Annotated in this window: 19 protein-coding genes; 4 read left to right on the forward strand and 15 right to left on the reverse strand. The window is 42.9% G+C overall.

Going from position 1 to position 20,993, the window contains the following annotated elements; all coding sequences use genetic code 11:
- Nucleotides 1–636 precede the first annotated feature (636 nt).
- Nucleotides 637–2,493, forward strand: a complete 1,857-nt coding sequence (locus tag GZH31_RS15090; protein ID WP_036973346.1) for a sodium:proton antiporter — start codon at nucleotides 637–639, stop codon at nucleotides 2,491–2,493.
- A 35-nt stretch (nucleotides 2,494–2,528) separates the two neighbouring features.
- Here GZH31_RS15090 and GZH31_RS15095 read toward each other — a convergent pair whose 3' ends face one another.
- From GZH31_RS15095 to cutA, 15 genes are all read right to left on the reverse strand, one after another.
- Nucleotides 2,529–3,137 carry a tetratricopeptide repeat protein gene (locus GZH31_RS15095; protein ID WP_036973347.1) on the reverse strand — a complete coding sequence of 203 codons (609 nt, stop codon included), beginning with the start codon at nucleotides 3,135–3,137 and terminating at the stop codon, nucleotides 2,529–2,531.
- Nucleotides 3,138–3,247: 110 nt separating this feature from the next.
- Entirely contained in the window at nucleotides 3,248–4,561 is a 1,314-nt protein-coding gene (locus GZH31_RS15100) for an adenylosuccinate synthase (protein ID WP_036973348.1), read from the reverse strand.
- A 225-nt stretch (nucleotides 4,562–4,786) separates the two neighbouring features.
- Nucleotides 4,787–5,665: a protease modulator HflC gene (hflC, locus tag GZH31_RS15105; RefSeq protein ID WP_036973349.1), complete on the reverse strand. Its 879-nt coding sequence runs from the start codon at nucleotides 5,663–5,665 to the stop codon at nucleotides 4,787–4,789.
- Between the two features lie 5 nt (nucleotides 5,666–5,670).
- A complete protein-coding gene (gene hflK / locus GZH31_RS15110) occupies nucleotides 5,671–6,837 on the reverse strand; it encodes an FtsH protease activity modulator HflK (protein WP_180311204.1) in 1,167 nt (388 codons plus the stop codon).
- A gap of 91 nt (nucleotides 6,838–6,928) precedes the next feature.
- Nucleotides 6,929–8,218 (reverse strand): ribosome rescue GTPase HflX, encoded by a 1,290-nt coding sequence (hflX, locus tag GZH31_RS15115; RefSeq protein ID WP_036973351.1) that lies wholly within the window; start codon nucleotides 8,216–8,218, stop codon nucleotides 6,929–6,931.
- A gap of 17 nt (nucleotides 8,219–8,235) precedes the next feature.
- A complete protein-coding gene (hfq, locus tag GZH31_RS15120) occupies nucleotides 8,236–8,499 on the reverse strand; it encodes an RNA chaperone Hfq (RefSeq protein WP_036973352.1) in 264 nt (87 codons plus the stop codon).
- An 80-nt stretch (nucleotides 8,500–8,579) separates the two neighbouring features.
- Nucleotides 8,580–9,497 carry a tRNA (adenosine(37)-N6)-dimethylallyltransferase MiaA gene (gene miaA / locus GZH31_RS15125; protein ID WP_074989208.1) on the reverse strand — a complete coding sequence of 306 codons (918 nt, stop codon included), beginning with the start codon at nucleotides 9,495–9,497 and terminating at the stop codon, nucleotides 8,580–8,582.
- Nucleotides 9,498–9,503: 6 nt separating this feature from the next.
- The gene (gene mutL, locus GZH31_RS15130; protein WP_180311205.1) at nucleotides 9,504–11,357 is read right to left on the reverse strand and encodes a DNA mismatch repair endonuclease MutL; all 1,854 of its coding nucleotides are present in this window, start codon (nucleotides 11,355–11,357) and stop codon (nucleotides 9,504–9,506) included.
- 23 nt (nucleotides 11,358–11,380) lie between these two features.
- On the reverse strand, nucleotides 11,381–12,724 hold the full coding sequence (locus GZH31_RS15135) for an N-acetylmuramoyl-L-alanine amidase (protein ID WP_065979395.1): 1,344 nt from the start codon (nucleotides 12,722–12,724) through the stop codon (nucleotides 11,381–11,383).
- 35 nt (nucleotides 12,725–12,759) lie between these two features.
- A complete protein-coding gene (gene tsaE / locus GZH31_RS15140; protein ID WP_036973356.1) occupies nucleotides 12,760–13,230 on the reverse strand; it encodes a tRNA (adenosine(37)-N6)-threonylcarbamoyltransferase complex ATPase subunit type 1 TsaE in 471 nt (156 codons plus the stop codon).
- A gap of 143 nt (nucleotides 13,231–13,373) precedes the next feature.
- On the reverse strand, nucleotides 13,374–14,714 hold the full coding sequence (gene accC, locus GZH31_RS15145) for an acetyl-CoA carboxylase biotin carboxylase subunit (RefSeq protein ID WP_036973357.1): 1,341 nt from the start codon (nucleotides 14,712–14,714) through the stop codon (nucleotides 13,374–13,376).
- A 23-nt stretch (nucleotides 14,715–14,737) separates the two neighbouring features.
- Nucleotides 14,738–15,199 carry an acetyl-CoA carboxylase biotin carboxyl carrier protein gene (gene accB / locus GZH31_RS15150; protein ID WP_036973358.1) on the reverse strand — a complete coding sequence of 154 codons (462 nt, stop codon included), beginning with the start codon at nucleotides 15,197–15,199 and terminating at the stop codon, nucleotides 14,738–14,740.
- A gap of 30 nt (nucleotides 15,200–15,229) precedes the next feature.
- Nucleotides 15,230–15,682: a type II 3-dehydroquinate dehydratase gene (gene aroQ / locus GZH31_RS15155; RefSeq protein WP_036973359.1), complete on the reverse strand. Its 453-nt coding sequence runs from the start codon at nucleotides 15,680–15,682 to the stop codon at nucleotides 15,230–15,232.
- Between the two features lie 350 nt (nucleotides 15,683–16,032).
- Nucleotides 16,033–17,874, reverse strand: coding sequence for a protein-disulfide reductase DsbD (locus GZH31_RS15160; RefSeq protein ID WP_180311206.1), 1,842 nt, complete (start codon nucleotides 17,872–17,874; stop codon nucleotides 16,033–16,035).
- Nucleotides 17,874–18,194: a divalent-cation tolerance protein CutA gene (cutA, locus tag GZH31_RS15165; RefSeq protein ID WP_036973361.1), complete on the reverse strand. Its 321-nt coding sequence runs from the start codon at nucleotides 18,192–18,194 to the stop codon at nucleotides 17,874–17,876. The genes GZH31_RS15160 and cutA overlap by 1 nt, the downstream gene beginning before the upstream one ends.
- Nucleotides 18,195–18,355: 161 nt before the next feature.
- Here cutA and GZH31_RS15170 point away from each other — a divergent pair, with 161 nt between their 5' ends.
- From GZH31_RS15170 to groL, 3 genes are all read left to right on the forward strand, one after another.
- Entirely contained in the window at nucleotides 18,356–18,832 is a 477-nt protein-coding gene (locus GZH31_RS15170) for an FxsA family protein (RefSeq protein WP_036973751.1), read from the forward strand.
- A gap of 143 nt (nucleotides 18,833–18,975) precedes the next feature.
- The gene (locus tag GZH31_RS15175) at nucleotides 18,976–19,263 is read left to right on the forward strand and encodes a co-chaperone GroES (protein WP_036973362.1); all 288 of its coding nucleotides are present in this window, start codon (nucleotides 18,976–18,978) and stop codon (nucleotides 19,261–19,263) included.
- Between the two features lie 51 nt (nucleotides 19,264–19,314).
- On the forward strand, nucleotides 19,315–20,961 hold the full coding sequence (gene groL / locus GZH31_RS15180) for a chaperonin GroEL (protein WP_075594292.1): 1,647 nt from the start codon (nucleotides 19,315–19,317) through the stop codon (nucleotides 20,959–20,961).
- Nucleotides 20,962–20,993 lie beyond the last annotated feature (32 nt).

Consider the following 20,993-nt stretch of genomic DNA (forward strand, 5'->3'; position numbering starts at 1 on the left):
GCCTATACAGTCTGGTACACCAACAGATAGGGTGTAGACTGTATGACCGAGATTTAGCAGCCACGATGGGAACTAAACATTGACCAGACAATGAACTTATATTCTATTCAACACGTAATAAATACACACTGAATAGGACCAAGCTCATTTCTATTTAATTAGAAAACAAAGTGTAAAATACACACTTAGCTCGCCAAACAATTGATTAAATAGAGCTTAAGCTCTAAGTAGAAAGGGTTTTCGTTACCAATCATTTAGATATCAAATTGTTTGAACACGAAATATAATACGGTAAACATGGGGGTAAGATCAAGTCTGAAAAGCAATCATACCTTTTATACTTACCATAACCTTGAAAAATAGAGCTCAAATAACAAAAAGTTAAGACCTAGCATTTATCAATTAATGATTTTTTATCAACTTTTAAGGATTTTGTTGTCGAAAGCAGCCCAAAAAGTAGTAATAACGACTAAAATCGTATGTGAAGCAACAAGTTTGCTTGTGTCTATGACGGTGAGTAGGCTTTAATAGGTAAGCAATTTTATTTAAAAGTTAACGACTGTTTATCGTTTTCAAACGCGATTACCTATCTCGTTGGTGTTTTTAAATAGTAGTAACTAAAGGATACTTTATTCTATGTCAGCAATTTATATAGCAGGGATCGCCTTGTGCTCTGTGTTAGCACAGTGGATAGCCTGGGCGTTTCGTGTACCCGCTATTTTATTTTTACTACTAACGGGTTTATTACTTGGCCCATTTAGCGGCATTTTAAACCCCGATGCCTTACTCGGCGACTTGCTTTTCCCTGTCGTGTCATTGAGTGTTGCAGTGATCCTTTTTGAAGGCTCCTTAACGCTTCATTTTCGAGAGTTAAAAGGCATAGGCAAAGTTGTTCGAAACCTATGCTCCATCGGTATGATCACCACCTGTTTAATTATAAGCCTCAGTGCCTATTGGATTTTAGAACTAAACTGGCGTGTTGCAGCAGTTCTGGGGGCAGTATTAGTGGTTACCGGCCCTACGGTTATTGCCCCTTTATTAAACTCAATGCGGCCTACGCAAGATATCGACCGTATATTACGCTGGGAAGGTATTGTTATTGACCCCATTGGTGCCTTGTTTGCAGTGCTTGTATTTGAAGCCGTCATGCTTGTTGGTCAGGGCGAAGTACTCAGCCACACGATCATTGCTTTATTCAAGACCTTAGGCGTTGGTTTAACAATCGGTGTCGTCGCTGGCTGGTTAACAACCCTACTTATTCGCCGAGAGTGGTTACCGTTCGAACTACATAAGTTTGGCATACTAGCCTTAGTGCTCATTAGTTTCACGGTTTCTAACCACTTAAGCCATGAATCAGGACTACTTGCTGTTACCGTCTTTGGTATATGGCTTGCTAATCAGGACGACTTAGAAATAGACTCTGTGCTTGAATTTAAAGAAGACCTGTCGATGATTCTCATTTCATCCCTGTTCATCTTACTGGCTGCACGTTTGCAGCTATCCGACTTAATGATGCTGCACAGCGACGTGTTTATCTTTTTAGCCATTGTTTTATTTGTGGCGCGTCCTGCGTGTATCGCAATTTCGACGTTTAAAAGTGATTTACCCTTAAAATCTCGTCTCGTCTTATCGTGGATAGCCCCACGCGGTATTGTCGCGGCAGCAGTAGGCTCTGTGTTTGCCCTAAGCATGGTCGAAGCCGGTATCGCGGATGCAGAAAAAATAGTGCCACTTATCTTCACAGTCATTATCGTCACAGTGGTTTTACAGAGTTTAACGGCAACGCCTTTAGCTAAATTATTAAAAGTACGTCAGCCGTCACCTAATACGATTCTTATCATAGGTGCAAACCATGTTGCACGTGCTATCGCCTGTGGTTTAAAAGAACAAAACATTCCTGTTCATTTATCTGACCCCGCGTGGGAAAACTGTCGCATGGCGCGCATGGATGGTTTACCCTGTTATTACGGTAACCCGCAATCAGAACATGCTGAGCGTTACTTACCCCTAACCACAATTAGAAACGTGTTGGCACTGTCGCCAAACCGTCATCATAATGCCTTGGGCGTACAGTATTTTTCTCACCTATTGGATGAAAAAAATGTATTTTCACTGCGCTCATCAACCAACCACGCTAAAGCGAATAAAGACAGTGCGACGTTCTTATCACGACAAATTTTATTTGGTGATAACGGGGCCTATGCTCGTTTAAGTAGCTTAATCGCGAAAGGGGGTAAAGTGAGTGCAACGCGTATTTCTGACGAGTTTAGCTGGGAGCAGTACCAAGAAGTCAACAGTGAAGCAATTCCATTGTTTATTCTAAATGGTGAAAAAGATGATGACGATGATTCACCTATACGTCTTCGCCCTTTCACCACCCACATGGAAAAAACACCTCAAGTTGGTGAACGAGTCGTGGCACTACAGCCTCCTAAACTTTCTGTTTTAAAAGATCCGAATAACGGTAAAAATAAAGAGAAAAAAGAAGACTAATAATAACGATAAGGCCAGCATTTGCTGGCCTTTGTTTATTCAGGTAGACGGGCGCGGGCGACAACGCTGTCGGGCATTTTTTCTGCCAATTTAGCCAGTAACTGTTCTACTTTTTTATGCTGTGCTTTGTCAGCCACCATTGAGTGAAATAACCAACGGTAGGCGTCTTCATAGTCACGAGGGCTGCCATAGCCTTGATTGAATAGGTTAACCAAGCGAATTTGTGCTTTAAGGTTTCCCTGTGCCGACGCTTCTCTGAGGTAGGTGACCGCCATGGCTTTATCTTTCTGTACTAATTGGCCGACATCATAGTAACGACCAAGCTGCTCGAGTGCCGCTGCGAAACCTTGCTGTGCGGCTTGGCGCATGTAATAAACACCCAGCTCAACATTGCGGTCTACACACACCGCATACGCTAACATATCACCATACAGGAATTGATACGATGGCAACGCCATTTTATTGGCTCGCGCTTCAATATCTTGTACTAGCTGGCAATCATCAGCCTTTACCCGTGCCAAATGTGCATTTTTATTAATTAAGCCAATTAACTCGCTCTCAGTATACAAAGGGACTGCTGTAATAGGCTCTTCAGCCATGGCTAGGCTTGAAAAGAGGAATGTTAAAGGCAATAAAACACGCATCAAAATCACTTAATGAAAATCTGTCTTAGTAAATAATATACAATTTTCATTCCAGAATAAATTTTAGGCACAAAAAAGCTGCCGAAGCAGCTTTTTTAAACATATCGTGATTATGCAAACGGGTTGCGTAATACCATTGTTTCAACACGGTCTGGACCTGTTGAGATGATATCAACTGGCACGCCAGTGATTTCTTCGATACGTTTGATGTAGTCAATCGCTGCTTTTGGCAGCTCTTCAACTGAAGTAACACCGACTGTGTTTTCAGACCAACCAGGCATCTCTTCGTATACTGGTGTTACTTTCTCGTAGCCTTCAGCAGCTAATGGTGTAACGTTCGTTACTGTGCCATCTTCTAACTGGTAACCAGTACAGATTTTCAGTGTTTCTAAACCGTCTAGTACGTCTAGTTTAGTTAAACAGAAACCTGAGATGCTGTTGATTTGTACTGCACGGCGCATAGCCACTGCATCTAACCAACCTGTACGACGTAAACGGCCCGTTGTTGCACCAAACTCATGGCCTTTCTCACCTAAGTGCTTACCTACTGGGTCTTGTTTATCTAGACCGTCGTAAAGCTCGGTAGGGAATGGACCTGAACCTACACGTGTTGTGTAAGCTTTGATGATACCTAATACGTAATCAAGGTGTAATGGACCAAAGCCCGCACCGGTAGCTACACCACCTGCAGTAGTGTTAGACGATGTTACGTATGGGTATGTACCGTGGTCGATATCAAGTAACGTACCTTGCGCACCTTCAAATAAGATGTTGTCGCCCGCTAAACGTGTTTGATCAAGAAGCTCAGTAACATCAACAACCATTGCTTTTAAGATATCAGCGATTGCCATTGCATCGTCAAATGTCTTTTGGAAGTCCACTGGCTCTACTTTGTAGTAATGCTCTAACGTGAAGTTATGGTATTCCAATACTTCTTTAAGCTTACTAGCAAACTGTTCAGGGTTGAATAAGTCACCAACACGTATACCACGACGTGCTACTTTGTCTTCATAAGCTGGACCGATACCACGACCTGTCGTACCGATTGGCTTATCGCCACGTGCTTTTTCACGGGCTAAATCTAATGCAATGTGGAAAGGTAAAATTAGCGGACATGCTTCGCTGATTAATAAGCGTTCACGTACTGGTACGCCACGCTCTTCTAGCATGCCGATTTCTTTCATTAATGCTTCTGGTGATAAAACAACACCATTACCGATCACACACTTAACATTGTCACGTAATACACCCGATGGAATAAGGTGTAAAACCGTCTTTTCACCGTTGATCACCAAAGTATGGCCTGCGTTATGACCACCTTGATAACGAACTACTAAAGATGCTTTGTCTGTAAGGAGGTCAACTACCTTACCCTTACCTTCGTCACCCCATTGGGTGCCTAGTACAACAACGTTTTTACCCATTGCAAATTCACTTAGAAAAAATTAGGACGAGATTTTACCAGAAAACGAGGTGAAAGATCACCCCGTTTAGCTTATTTTTTCTGCGGCTGAATTTTTATCATCTTATTTAATAGCACAATTACAGGCAGAACAGAGGTTTATAAAAACAGACAGTCTATGTTTTAAGCAATCTCAGAAACAAAAAAGCCCCGCAAAATAGGCGGGGCTTTTAGCAGCGACAGTAAATTACTGTGCTTTAGAACCTTTCATGTAATTAAAGAAATCGCTATCCGGTGATAGAACCATCACGTCTTGCTTATCTTTAAAGGTATTTTTGTATGCTTCTAAGCTACGAACAAAGCTAAAGAATTCAGCATCTTTACTGTATGCGTTCGCGTAGATAGCTGCGGCATTCGCATCACCTTCACCGCGCACAGTACGTGCATTTCGCTCTGCATCAGCAAGCATAACGGTGACTCGGCGATCGACTTCTGCACGAATTGTTTCCGCTTTTTCCTGACCTTCAGAACGGTGCTCTTTTGCCACTGCAGTACGTTCAGCACGCATACGTTGGAAAATAGAGCTACTCACTTCTTGTGGTAAGTTAATTTGCTTAACACGCACATCAAGTACTTCGATACCTAACTCTTGCGCACTTTCTGATGCTTGTACTAATGCTTCTTCCATCAGCTCACTTCGCTCACCAGAGACAATTTCTCTGATAGTGCGCGAACCGAAGTTAGTACGCAGTCCGTTATTAACTTTTTGCTTTAGGAGTGTTTCAGCGTATTGCTTATCACCACGAGCACGCAAGTAGAAAGCGCTAAAGTCGTTAATACGCCATTTTACGTACGAATCAACAATTAAGTCTTTCTTCTCGCTGGTTACAAAGCGGTCTGGTGCACCATCTAGCGTTTGAATACGTGCGTCTAAGCGACGTACTTGGCTAAAAAATGGGACTTTAAGATGTAAACCAGGCCCATACACCACCGCGTTATCACTGTCGTCTTTTTGTACTTTGCTGAATAACAGCACAATTGCCTTTTCGCCTTCTTGCACAACAAATACTGCTGAGAACGACAATACAAGAGCAAGGGCGAGTATGACTAAACTAAAGTTTTTCATCTTGTTTATCTCCCCTCATTAAAACGGTCAGTAGCGAAACGATCACCGCTTGGATTAACAGTGCTGTTTCGTGATGTGTTTATCTTATTGCGAAGGTCCTTGATATCACTTGAGCTTGGAAGTGCAACTCGCATTGCTGTGCCTTGCTTTTCCATGATTTTATCAAGTGGTAAATACAGCATGTTATTGCCACCTTTCACATCGACTAACACTTTAGAGCTGTTACCTAACACTTGTTCCATTGCATCAATATATAAACGCTGACGCGTGACTTCTTTTGCTGCTTGGTACTCAGGTAATAACTTTTCAAAACGTGCCACTTCACCTTGTGCTTCAAGGGTAATACGTTCGCGATACGCTTCTGCTTCTTGTGTCATACGTGTGACTTGACCACGTGCACGCGGTTCAATTTCACGGGCATATGCTTCGGCTTCACGAATAAAACGTTCTTCATCTTCTTGCGCTGCAATCGCATCATCAAAGGCATCTTTCACTTCGCCCGGCGGACGAGAGTCTTTAAAGTTCACATCGCTGACAATAATACCGAGGTTATAAGGCTCGATAATTTTGTTTAGTTCATCCCATGTTTGTTGACGAACTACCTCACGACCTGTTGTGAGTACTTGGTCCATTTTCACATGACCAATGACATAACGCAGTGCACTATCAAGTGCCTGTTGTAAGCTGTGATCAGCATCCGTTACACTAAACTTGTAAAGATGTGGGTCAATTACACGGTACTGAACTTCAAACTCAACATTAACAACGTTTTCATCTTCGGTGAGCATAAACCCTTTTGCTGATAATGAACGAACGGCTTCAATATCAACAGGAATAACACGTTCGATGAACGTCATCTTCCAACGTAAGCCAGGTTCAGCAATACGATCAAATTGACCAAACTGTAGAACCACACCACGCTCGGCTTCTTTTACGGTGTAAATACCACTCAATGCCCATACGATGACGGCAATGATTAAAATGAAAGAAATGCCTGCGCCACCAAGTCCGCCGCCGTTGTTACCTGGTTTGTTACCACCAAATAAACCGCCAAACTTGCCGGAGAACTTACGCAGTACCTCGTCTAAATCAGGTGGGCCTTGATCTTTACCGCCTTTATTATTCCACGGATCTTTATCATTGCCATTATTACCCGGTTCATTCCAGGCCATAGCTATACTCCATTGTTATCTAAATGAATTAGGTTAAATCTATCAAATATACAGCATTTCTCATACTAAAAATGACACATGCTGCTGATTTTTAGTTCGCCGCTACAAAAGAATCGAGGTCATGCCCCATTTCTTTTTTCAAACGATTCCATTCCGCCATAGGCAAACGTACTGACAAAAGCCAATTGCCTTGCTCATCAAATTGCTCTTCATGCACAGCATTTAAATTAAATAATGCGGCACGAATACGCCCGTGTTGTGGCGGTAATTTAAGCTCATCGGCAAACATTTTTTTGGCAAGTAACTCATTAATTGCCTCAGACAACAACTCACAACCGACCCCCGTACGTGCCGAAAGCCAAACGCGAATAGGTTGCCCTTCGTCGTTTCTATCTATACGTGGCGCAACGTCATCTAGCGCATCAATTTTGTTATAAACCAATAATTGTGGCACATCGTCTGCCTCAATTTCTTTGAGTACCGATTGCACCTGCTCAATATTTTCTTTACGGCGAGGGTCTGCCACATCAATCACATGAAGCTGTAAATCGGCTTCACGCGTTTCTGTTAATGTTGCTTTAAAGGCAGCCACTAAATCATGTGGTAAGTGGCGAATAAAGCCCACCGTATCGGCCAAAATAACGGGGCCAATGTCTCCAATGTCCAACTTACGTAACGTTGGATCAAGTGTTGCAAACAGCTGATCCGCTGCATACACATCAGAATTTGTTATACGGTTAAAGAGTGTCGACTTACCCGCATTGGTATACCCAACTAATGACACCGTGGGGATTTCATTTCGAGTACGCGCACGTCGCCCCTGCTCACGCTGAACAGCGACTTTATCTAAACGGGCACGAATATTCTTAATTCTTGCACGCAGTAAGCGTCTATCTGTCTCGAGTTGAGTTTCACCCGGTCCTCGTAAACCAATCCCGCCTTTTTGTCTTTCAAGGTGGGTCCAACCACGAATCAAGCGAGTAGAAATATGGCGAAGCTGAGCCAACTCCACTTGAAGTTTACCTTCGTGGGTACGCGCTCGCTGCGCAAAAATATCCAAGATCAAACTCGTACGATCAAGTACACGACACTGGCAAACGCGCTCTAAATTGCGCTCCTGTGACGGGCTAAGTTGATGATTGAAAATGATGACATCTGCATTGTGGATTTTGACAGTTTCAGCGATTTCTTCTGCTTTTCCGGTCCCGACGAATAGTTTCGGATGTGGTGCTTGACGACTGCCTTGCACAATCGCCAAACTACTAACACCAGCAGAAGATACCAACAACTCTAATTCGTGAAGATCTTCGCGATCCCCCTCTTTAGGTAAGTCGATATGAACTAAAACTGCCTGTTCGCCGGCTTCATAACGGTCAAACAAGCATTACGCTCCTAAATTTAAAAGTTTCCAGCTTCTTGCTCTTCTGCATCATCACTTCCTTGTACACCTTGGAAGTTAACAGATCGCGCTGGAACAACGGTAGAAATAGCGTGTTTATACACCATTTGATTTACGGTGTTTTCTAGTAAAATAACAAATTGGTCAAATGACTGGATTTTACCCTGAAGTTTAATGCCATTAACCAAAAAGATTGATACTGGAATGCGCTCACGACGTAACGCATTCAAAAATGGGTCTTGTAACGACTGGCCTTTTGCCATGTTATTTTCCTTCGTTCTAGGTGTTATTATAATTAAGTAGCTGAACTCATTTAACAAAGCTAAATTTTTTTCAACTACTACTAGCTTAGCGAACTTACTACACGTTGCAAGTTTTCTTCATCACCCGTGGTTAACCAAGTAACATTTGGCCAACCTCTTAACCAAGTTAGCTGTCGCTTGGCTAACTGCCGTGTGGCTGCAATACCACGAAAGACCATTTCATCATAGTCAGTTTCGCCTGCAATGTAATCCCACATTTGTCTATAACCTACGCAACGAATTGATGGCAGATCGGGGTGTAAATCCTTACGTTTATATAGGGATGAAACTTCATTTTCAAACCCCTGGTCGAGCATTATTTTAAACCTTTTCTCAATTCGCTGATGCAATTCACTGCGATCATCAGGTGCAATCGCAAATTGATGGAAAGTATATGGTAACTCAGGCTGCTTTTGTTTTTGCAGCTCTGTCATTGTTTTACCTGTTATACGATACACTTCGAGCGCACGATTAATGCGTTGTGAATCATTTTCACTCATTTTGCTCGCAGCATCAGGATCAATTTTAATAAGCTCTTTGTGCAAATGCGGCCAACCAAACTGCTTTGCTTCTTTTTCAAGCTCAGCACGTACTTCGGGTGATGCCTCTGGTAGCGGTGATAAGCCATCAAGTAATGATTTAAAATACATCATTGTACCGCCAACCAGTACAGGTACTTTACCTTGCTCATGAAATAGATCAATCTTTTCAATTGCATCGCGACGAAAATCTGCGACTGAATAACTCTCTGCTGGATCAATAATATCAATCAAATGATGTGGCGCTCGCGCTAATTCATCAGCATCGGGCTTAGCCGTACCAATATTCATATCTTTATATACAAGTGCGGAGTCAACACTGATAATTTCAGTGTTAAGGTGCTCGCATAATGCAATTGCCAGTTCGGTTTTCCCTGCAGCTGTTGGTCCCATTAAAAAAATGACGGGTAAGTTATTCAAGCCTGATTACCTTGCTTCGTTTAAAAACTGAGATAGTTCTATTTTAACTGCTTTTTCACGCAAACGTTGCATTGTTTGTGGATTATTTTCTAGTCGCGATATTTGTTCCAAAAAGACTTGGCTTGCAAAATACCGGGTCGGTATTTGGCTATCAAGCCAAATAAGCCAACCGTCTAATGTGCTATCAACACTCTGACAGGCACTAATAAGTCGAGCTATTGCATCACTCACATCTAATAAATACAAACAGGGCGGCAGTTTTTTCACCATCACAAAATGTTTTTCAATAACGAGGTCAAACCCTAATAACGTAAACCAAGATTGCTGCGCATTAAGCGCATTGACGTCATCATCACTCACATTAACACGCACAGGCAACAGCAATGCTTTGCCTTCAAGGTTTCCTGCTTGTTCAACCTGAGTGTGCCAGTCGAGGCTCAGTGCGTGCTTAAAGTGAGCTGCAAATAACTGGTTATCTTCACAAAATACACACTGCCCCTCTTGCACATGGATAAGCTGGGTCAATGCGGGTTGTGTGTCGGTTACCGCTGCAACACTGGGCTCAGGGCTAACATGGTCAAAATGTGCCGCGTGTTGCTCGCTAATTCCTTGATAAAACGCATTAACATCGTGATGAGTCGTTTTAGTTCGGGGCTCACTTGGCGCACTGCCCCCTGCACGCGATGCCCCACCCGACGATGAATACGAAGGGTGACGCGTTGGCTGTAATGCCGACTTAGGGTAATCATACTGCTCAGAATAGCTTGTAGCAGGGCGACTCACTGGCAACGTACTTGATTGAGTGAAATTAAGCGGCGTGTCTGCAACAGAGTGCGTGTTATTAGCACCTGACTCAAAATCGACGTCATGCTGAAGCGGCACGACCACTTGTTTAATCGCTTGTAGAATAAAATCATGAACCAAGCGCCCTTGGTGAAAACGCACTTCGTGTTTGGCCGGGTGCACGTTAACGTCAACTTGGCGCGGGTCAATATCAATATAAATAACGAAGCCTGGTAGCTCCTCAGACCCTGCGACCTCTTCAAAGGCCTGACGAATTGCATGCAGAATCAACTTATCGCGCATCATGCGATTATTTACATAGGAGTACTGCGTACTGTTGCTTGACCCTACAGGTAAAACCCAACCTCGCAGCATCAGCCCCGCTTCACCAGATTGAATATGTAAAGCGTGTTCGCTAAATGCTCTACCAGCGACTTGCGCAACACGGGTAATCGCATCCTCAGGGTTTGGTTTAGCACGGTACTGACGCACGACCTTGGCATTATGCGTTAACGTAATCGACACATCGAAGCGACTTAAAGCGATTCGCTTAATGAGCTCATCAATATGCGAAAACTCGGTTTTTTCGGTGCGTAAAAATTTACGTCGTGCTGGGGTGTTAAAAAATAAGTCTTTCACCTCAATGGTAGTGCCATCGGGGTGGGCTGTTGGCTTGACTTGCACCGCCATATCACGGCCTTCAGCAAACGCTTGCCATGCAGCCTCTTGCTCTTTTGGCTTCGAGCTCAATGTCAAACGTGATACTGAGCTGATCGAGGCCAACGCTTCACCACGAAAACCTAGCGAACAAATATTCTCCAGATCATCGAGTGACTTTAACTTACTGGTTGCGTGGCGAGATAATGCCAACGTGAGCTCGTCTTTATTAATACCCGAGCCATTATCTCGAATCCGAATAAGCTTATGACCGCCACGTTCAATATCTATTTGGATTCGCGTCGCACCGGCATCCAAACTATTTTCAACCAGCTCTTTAACGACTGACGCGGGACGCTCAACCACTTCACCCGCTGCAATTTGGTTAGCCAGTCGCGCGGGTAATATTTCTATACTCATAGTGTTCCTAACACGCTAATTGACTAGCTTTGGGGAATATCAAGCTCTTGCCCGATAAACAAAGTGTTCGATTTTAGGTTATTTACCGTTTTAAGCTTGCTCACAGATGTGCCATAACGACTCGCCAACATGCTTAGCGATTCACCCGGGCGTACCTTATGCTTGGTTGGGTATTGCGCTTTTAATTTAGCAAATAAAGAGTCATCAGGTGGATTTTGTAAATAATAGCTTTTAATTGATTTAAAGATTGCTTTAGCTAATCGCTCTTGGTGATTGGCTGTTTTTAGTAAACGTTCTTCACGCGGATTCGAGATAAACCCTGTTTCGACCAAAATAGAAGGAATATCTGGCGATTTAAGCACTGCAAGGCTCGCTGCTTGTGGTTCTTTTTTATGTAATTTAGCCACTTTTTTCAGCTCTCTAACCACCTCTTCAGCGACGTTAAAACCCGTTTTCATTGAGTGGTCCATCGACATATCAAGCAATGCTTGCGCTAAATACTTTTCACTAGCGGTGTCTTTTAACACCCCAGCTGCACCGCCTAAAAGCTCCGAATGCTTTTCTTTATCCTCAATCCATTTACCAATTTCTGAGTTTGCACGGCGCAGCGACAACACCCACACAGAGGCTCCATTCGGTTGCGGACTGGTGAAGGCGTCAGCATGAATAGACACAAAAAAGTCTGCTTTTTTCTCGCGTGCAATATTGGTACGCGTATTCAGGTTTACAAAATAATCACTGCGGCGGATCATACGTGAAATCATCCCGCGCTCAGCATCAATCATTCGCTCCAAGCGTTTAGCGATTTGCAACGTGATGTCTTTTTCATAGGTGCCTGATGGCCCTATTGAACCGGGGTCTTCCCCACCGTGCCCTGCATCAATCGCAATCACAATATCACGTTCTTGATTAAGCTCGCGCTTTTTGACACTGCTATTCGTACTCGCTATCGGCTCCGCTTTTGGTGTTTTATCAACAAGGTCAACAACTAAACGATGCTTATAAGGGTCAGTAGGTAATAATGCAAATACCACGGGCTTCGTCGCTCGGGTTAATTCAAAGACAAAGCGCACACTTTTGCTGTCTTTTGGTTTCGAATAACGCAGCTTAGAAACTATTTGGTGTTTATTTGGAATACTTGGCAGTGTATCTAACTTATCGGTGTCTTTGAGATCAATCACTAAACGCGATGGATTTTTCAGCATAAAGTAGCTGTAATCGGGTTTGTCGTTTAAATCAAACACAACCCGAGTACTGTCTGGAGAGGGCCACACACGCACGCTATTAATGGAATTTTGTGCCAGCGCAACATCACTAACAATCAAAAGCATCCAAAAAATTAATAGTTTAAATGTACAACGACCCATTTTTGATAACACACCTTTTATTGTTATTTATTTTATTATTGCGCGCTCTTTAATTGTCTAACTATAGACTGACCACGCTCAGTTAAACTCTTTATTTCAATAGCACGTGCCTCACCTTCATAGCGTAACGTGACATCTAAATCGGGCGTAGGGATAAACTCGCCCCCTTTCTCGGGCCATTCAACCACACAAATTGCCTGTGGTGAAAAATAGTCACGAATTCCCATATACTCAAGTTCTTCAGGGTCACCTAAACGATATAAATCAAAGTGATAGACATCTGCTTTCGTTAATTGATAAGGCTCTACTAATGTATACGTCGGACTCTTAACCTTACCTTGATGACCAAAACCTTGAACAATACCACGCGTTAAAGTCGTTTTGCCGGCTCCTAAGTCGCCGTGCAAATAAATTACCGCGCCTTGCTCCATTAACGCCGCAAGTTGCTTACCCATGTTTACCGTTGCAGCTTCATCAGCCAGTGGAAAACCAACACTGTCGGTCATTATTACCTCATGAAAAACTAAAAACACACTACTTTGTTAATCATACCAGATTATTTATGTAAGGCGAGAATCAGCCATGCCTTGAATTTGACACAAAAAAACCGGCAAAGTTGCCGGTTTGTTTTAGGTAAACATTATTATGTTTAAAGACCGAGCTTCTTCTCAAGGTAGTGGATATTAGTACCACCGTTTTGGAAGTTTTCATCTGCCAAGATTTTCTTATGCAGTGGGGTGTTGGTCTTAATGCCGTCGATAACTAATTCGTTTAACGCATTACGTGAACGCGCAATCGCTACATCACGGTTTTCACCGTAACAGATCAACTTACCAATCATTGAATCGTAATGAGGTGGTACAGTGTAATCAGCATAAATGTGGCTGTCCCAACGAATACCTAAACCGCCAGCTGGGTGGAATCGTGTGATTTTACCCGGTGAAGGAATGAAGGTTTCAGGGTCTTCTGCGTTAATACGACACTCAATGGCGTGACCACGAATAACCACATCTTCTTGAGTGAATGATAATGGTTGACCCGCAGCAATTTTTAGCTGTTCTTTAATTAAGTCAACACCTGTTACCATCTCTGTTACAGGGTGCTCAACTTGAATACGGGTGTTCATTTCAATGAAGTAGAACTCACCGTTTTCGTATAAGAACTCAAAAGTACCTGCACCGCGATAACCGATTTCGATACATGCACGTGTACAGCGATCACCGATGAACTTACGCATTTCAGCTGTAATGCCCGGTGCGGGTGCTTCTTCAACCACTTTTTGGTGACGACGTTGCATTGAACAGTCACGCTCACCAAGGTGAACAGCGTTACCTTGGCCGTCAGCTAATACTTGTACTTCGATATGACGTGGGTTTTCTAGGAATTTTTCCATGTAAACCATACCATTACCGAAGAACTGCTTCGCTTCTTGTTGTGTTAATGCGATTGAATCTACTAACTCTTTTTCGCTACGCACAACACGCATACCACGACCACCGCCGCCGCCTGCTGCTTTAATGATTACAGGGTAACCAATGCGCTTAGCGATTTGAATATTGCGTTCATTATCAGCCGTTAATGGACCGTCAGAACCTGGTACACATGGTACGCCAGCTTTACGCATTGCTTCAATTGCAGATACTTTGTCGCCCATTAGACGAATTGTGTCGCCTCTTGGACCGATAAACACAAAGCCGCTTTGCTCTACTTGATCAGCAAAGTCTGCATTCTCAGAAAGAAAACCATAACCTGGGTGAATCGCCACCGCATCCGTTACTTCTGCCGCCGCAATAATGCGCGGAATATCTAAGTAACTTTCAGACGCAGCAGGTTTACCAATACAAATTGTTTCGTCTGCCAGTAACACGTGCTTAAGATCACGGTCTGCCGTTGAGTGCACAGCAACAGTTTTGATCCCAAGCTCTTTGCAGGCGCGCAATACACGAAGTGCAATTTCACCTCGGTTTGCAATGACTACTTTATCTAACATAGAGTTGGCCTTTTGTTGCGCTATTATTCAATGATGAATAAAGGTTGATCGAATTCTACTGGCTCGCCGTTTTCAACTAAGATAGCTTTTACTGTGCCCGCTTTGTCTGATTCGATTTGGTTCATCATTTTCATTGCTTCAACGATACACAGTGTATCGCCAACATTTACTTTTGAACCTACTTCTACGTACGGCGCTGCTTCTGGTGATGCTGCTGAGTAGAAAGAACCTACCATTGGTGATTTAACTTGATGACCGGTTGGTGCTGCTGGTGCTGCTTCTGCCGCTGGTGCTTCAGCCACTGGAGCAGGTGCTGCTGCCGGCGCTGGTGCCGCAAAATGTTGAGGTGCATAATGCATTGCAGGACCTGCACTCATATTATTACGGTTAATGCGTACTGATTCTTCACCTTCAGTGATTTCTAATTCAGCAATACCAGATTCTTCTACTAGTTCGATAAGTTTTTTGATCTTGCGAATATCCATTAAACGACCCGCCTGTTAGTTTATTTAAAATTAATGTGTGTTTTGCAACCGATTAACCGCAGCTTCAAGTGCTACTTTATAACCCATTGCTCCTAATCCAACGATAACGCCTTGTGCCACATCCGAAAAATACGAATGATGACGAAATGCTTCACGTGCATGTACATTACTTAAATGCACCTCGTAAAAGGGAATGTTTACACTGAGTAATGCATCTCGTAAGGCAACGCTTGTATGTGTAAATGCTGCAGGGTTGATAATAATACAATCAACCGCTTGCCACGCTGCATGAATTCGCTCAATAAGCGCCGCTTCACTGTTACTTTGAAAATGCGTTAAATCAACATGGTAACGCGTCGCGACCGTGCTTAGTTCAGCCATAATCTCGTCAAGAGATTGTGTGCCATACTTTTCAGGTTCACGCTTGCCAAGCATGTTTAAATTTGGCCCATTTATAACTAAAAGTCTGAATTTTGCAGCCATAATACGCGATATATCCTTTAAGTAACTAGTTTAAACATATTCAACATAAACCCCTGCTTAACTTAAGAGGGTAAATGTAAAATAGCAACTATTTCTCACGTTAACCAACTATTATAGATATTTCGACGTAAATAGCAGCAAAATACTGGTCTAATCACTCTTAAACAAGGCGCATCGTACGTGTGACAAGGAGCTGCGACAAGTTATCCTTGTTGTTTTATTAGGGTGATTAATTATTCAAACCGTTTAAAATTAAACCTAATGTATTAGATTTTACATGAAGTGCTCTTTTAAAAATAAAAACGCCACTCAATTGAGTGGCGTTCAGCTTGTTCGATGCAATTAACCGTTTATTTTGCGTTATTTCGTACTTTTGCTAAATGTTCGGCAAAGTCTTTCGCATTTAAAAAGCCCGTGACTCGTTGCTCGGCTAACTCGTTACCTTGGGTATCAAAAAACAAAATACTTGGTAAACCAAACACCGTGTACTCTTCCATTAACTCAATGGTTTTTGCATCACTTTCGGTTAAATCAATTTGAATTAACTCAAAATGAGCAAACTCACTTTGCACATTGGCATCTGGAAAGGTGTAATGCTCAAATTCTTTACACGCAACACACCAATCGGCATACAGGTCCACCATCACTAAACGGCCTTGGCTATTTGCATCACTAATTTTATCTTTAAGCTCTGCTAGGTTCGCCACTTGTGTAAAGCCGTGGTTTTGCTCTACCACATTAGTAACCACTGCTTTAGTCGGCCAAAAGTAGTTTTTCGTTAACGAAGCCCCTGTAATGACTAATAACGTTGCCGCAAACCATAAAACCGTTTTTAGCTTACTTTGCGACTGACCACTTTGCCAATGGTGTAAATACAACGCGGTTGCAAGTGCAAGTAAACCGGCCATCAACCAAATGATTTCAATATCAACAATTCGCTCTAATAAAATGAGTGGCACAACCAACATAATAAAGCCGAACAAGATTTTAACCTGTTCCATCCAACCGCCAGCTTTAGGAAGTAATTTACCACCTGACGTGCCAAGTAATAATAACGGTAAGCCCATACCTAAGCTGAGTACATAAAGCGTCAAGCCGCCTACCAAGTAGTCGCCACTTTGTGCAACATAAAGCAGGGCTGCTGATAACGGTGCCGTGGTACAAGGTGACGCGATTAAACCCGACAACACCCCCATCATAAACACGCCAACATAGTTGCCGCCTTTTTGCTGGTTACTCACCTGAGTGAGCTTATTCATCATGCCGCTTGGCAATTTAATTTCGTACCAACCAAACATCGACATGGCCAGCAATACAAACAAAATACTAAAGCTAATCAGTACGGTTGGGTGCTGTAAATACCCTTGAACTTGTCCACCCAGTGAAGCAACCACCAAACCTAACGCAGCATATGTCACCGCCATACCTTGTACATAGACAAAAGATAATGAAAATGCTTTTTTCGTTGAAAGGTTTTGCTGGCCTGCTATTAAGCTCGATAAAATTGGAAACATCGGAAAAACACACGGCGTAAAGGCCAGACCCACACCCACCAAGAAGAAAATCACTAAATTAGTCAGTAATCCCTGTGAGGCTAATTTATCTGTATAAGACTGCTCCCCCTTGGGAGCTGCAGATGTATTTTTTTGTTCTGTTTTCGAAGGCTCTACATTTTCTAAAGACTCAGTATTGGCTGTTAATGCCGCTAATGCATTACCCGCAGATGCACTGTCGGTAACCTGCTCACCGGCGATGACTGAAAGAGGGATGGTTCTAACTTCTGGCGGATAACATAAGCCAGCCTCTGCACAGCCCTGAAATCGCACTTTTACAACGGCATCTTCTGTCACGTTGCTTAATTTTGAGATGATACTTAAGGAATCAAAAAAAACCTCGGTTCTGCCAAAAAACTCATCTTCGATTATTTCACCTTTGCCAAGGTCTGGAATTTCAATATCAGCTCCTTTGGCAATTATTTCGACTTTCTTTTTATATAAGTAATAGTCTGGCGCTATGTCCCAGCCAATGAAGAGGGTGTTACCTTGCTGATCAAAATCAAAAACAAAGGCCTGATCCACAGGAAGAAAAGTGTGTTCTGCTGGTTGTTGCAGTAAATTTCCGAGTAAATTGCTATTACTTGCACTGGCTGGCAATAACCACAGTGCGCAGAGTAATAAAAAGAACGATCGCATTAATTAAGTACCTCATCCATCCAATTAAAATAGGCTAAATTGCCTGTTGCGACATCAACGACCTGAATTTCTGGCACCTCATAACTATGCAACTTCTTGATAGTTTGGATCACCTCATTCATTTTTTCTGATTTTGTTTTGATCAGTAACTTACTCTCTTTGGCTTGAGTCACTTCACCTTCCCACATGTAAATAGATTCAATGGTCGGCAAAATGTTCACACAGGCCGCTAGCTTTTCTTTAACTAGGTGCTGAGCCAGCAGACGCGCTTCATTCTCATTTGCACAGGTAGTAAAAATTAGTCGAAAATGCGTAGTCATAAGGAACCTTTATTTGATTACATGAGTCGCACCATAGTAGCCGATAGTCACTACAATGTGTAGCGGCCTCAATGATCCTTGGTTCTACCTTGAAAAAAGACCTGATCACCCATATTTATATTTCACTGACTCAAAAAAGAGCGACATTTTTAGAGAGCGTTATGTTTAGATTTTTGTTTTTATTATTTATTTTAGTGCCGATTGTTGAGATTGCACTGCTCATTCAAGTGAGTGAAGTCATTGGCGGCTTTGCAACCATAGCGCTTGTCATTGTCACCGCGATTGTCGGTGCAAAACTTGTAAAGCAGCAAGGTATCGGTGCTATTCAAAACGTACAACTGCAAATGGCGCAAGGGCAAATGCCTGCAAAAGAGTTATTTACCGGTCTGTGTGTGATTATCGCCGGTGTCTTACTGATGACCCCTGGTATTATGACCGACGTGTTTGGCTTTTTATTATTAACGCCAGTAGTGCGCAATAAATTGGCGGCAGGCCTTGCCAGTCAAGCGACTGTGCGTATGAGCTCACAAATGAATCAAGGCGCTGCACACTTTCAATATCATAGTAAAACCAGCCAACATGAAGAGCCAACTCACCAGCCAACAACCATTGATGGCGAATTTGAGCGAAAAGATTAAAAATTTTTAATTTTTATACTTGGATTTTTTTAAGCCACCCCCATTATTGAAGGCAATGAAACGCAACGGGTGGCTTTAGCACTCCCCTGCATAACACAAGATTTTTTCTGTACTGTTCAGAAACTGTTAGGAGAACTAAATAAATGAACATTCGTCCTTTACATGATCGCGTCATCGTTAAGCGTCTAGAAGAAGAAACTAAGTCTGCTGGCGGTATTGTTTTAACTGGCTCTGCAGCTGAAAAATCAACGCGCGGAGAAGTTATCGCTGTTGGTAATGGCCGTGTATTAGACAACGGTGAGGTAAGAGCATTAGAAGTAAAAGCCGGTGACACTGTGCTGTTTGGCTCTTATGTTGAAAAAGCTGAAAAGATCGAAGGTCAAGAGTACCTGATCATGCGTGAAGATAACATTCTAGGCATTGTAGGTTAATCCTACTTTTCGTTTAGCAACCCGTTTACAGAATTTAAGAGGAATTAAATCATGGCAGCAAAAGAAGTACTTTTTGCAAGTGACGCACGTGGCAAAATGCTAACAGGCGTAAATATTTTAGCAAACGCAGTAAGAGTAACTTTAGGCCCTAAAGGCCGTAATGTTGTTTTAGACAAATCATTCGGTGCGCCAGTCATCACTAAAGATGGTGTGTCTGTTGCAAAAGAAATCGAGCTTGAAGACAAGTTCGAGAACATGGGCGCACAAATGGTTAAAGAAGTAGCGTCAAAAGCGAATGACGCTGCAGGTGACGGTACAACAACTGCAACCGTATTAGCGCAAGCTATCGTAAACGAAGGCTTAAAAGCAGTTGCTGCAGGCATGAACCCAATGGATCTTAAGCGCGGTATCGACAAAGCGGTTACAGCAGCTGTTGAAGAGCTTAAAGCATTGTCTGTTCCTTGTGCTGACACAAAAGCGATTGCCCAAGTAGGTACTATTTCTGCTAACTCTGATAGCGAAATTGGTAACATTATTGCTGAAGCAATGGAAAAAGTGGGTCGTGATTCAGGTGTTATCACTGTTGAAGAAGGTCAGTCACTAGAAAACGAATTAGACGTTGTTGAAGGTATGCAGTTTGACCGCGGTTACCTGTCTCCTTACTTCATCAACAACGCAGAAAAAGGCGCTGTAGAGCTTGATAACCCATTCATTCTACTTGTAGATAAAAAAGTATCTAACATCCGTGAGTTACTACCTACATTAGAAGCGGTTGCTAAAGCAAGCAAGCCTTTATTAATTATTGCTGAAGACCTTGAAGGTGAAGCACTTGCAACGCTTGTTGTGAACAACATGCGCGGTATCGTTAAAGTATCTGCAGTTAAAGCACCTGGTTTTGGCGACCGTCGTAAAGCAATGCTACAAGACATCGCAGTCTTAACGGGTGGTACTGTAATTTCTGAAGAAATCGGTTTAGAACTTGAAAAAGCAACAGTTGAAGACCTCGGTACAGCGAAGCGCGTTGTGATCACTAAAGATGACACAACAATCATCGATGGCGCAGGTGAAGAAGACGGTATCAATGGCCGTGTTGCACAAATCAAAGCACAAATCGAAGAAGCAACGTCTGACTACGATAAAGAAAAACTACAAGAGCGTATGGCTAAACTAGCTGGCGGTGTTGCAGTAATCAAAGTTGGCGCAGCAACTGAAATCGAAATGAAAGAGAAGAAAGACCGCGTAGAAGATGCATTACACGCAACTCGCGCAGCGGTTGAAGAAGGTGTTGTACCGGGTGGTGGTGTTGCATTAGTGCGCGCTGCAAACAAGCTGGTAGACTTAATTGGTGACAATGAAGACCAAAGTCACGGTATTAAAGTTGCACTTCGTGCGATGGAAGCACCACTGCGTCAAATCGTTACAAACGCAGGCGACGAAGCATCTGTTGTTGTTAACAATGTGAAAGGCGGTGAAGGTAACTACGGTTATAACGCAGCGTCTGGCGAATACAACGACATGATCGAAATGGGTATCCTAGACCCAACTAAAGTAACGCGTTCTGCACTACAGTACGCTGCTTCAATCGCGGGTCTTATGATCACAACTGAAGCAATGGTTGCTGAAATCCCAAAAGATGACGCTGGTGCCCCTGATATGGGTGGCATGGGCGGCATGGGTGGAATGGGCGGCATGATGTAGTCCACTCCAAGCACTTCGCTTAAAAAACCCAG

The organism is Pseudoalteromonas sp. JSTW (assembly GCF_013423925.1).
In the GTDB taxonomy this organism is placed as follows: domain Bacteria; phylum Pseudomonadota; class Gammaproteobacteria; order Enterobacterales; family Alteromonadaceae; genus Pseudoalteromonas; species Pseudoalteromonas lipolytica.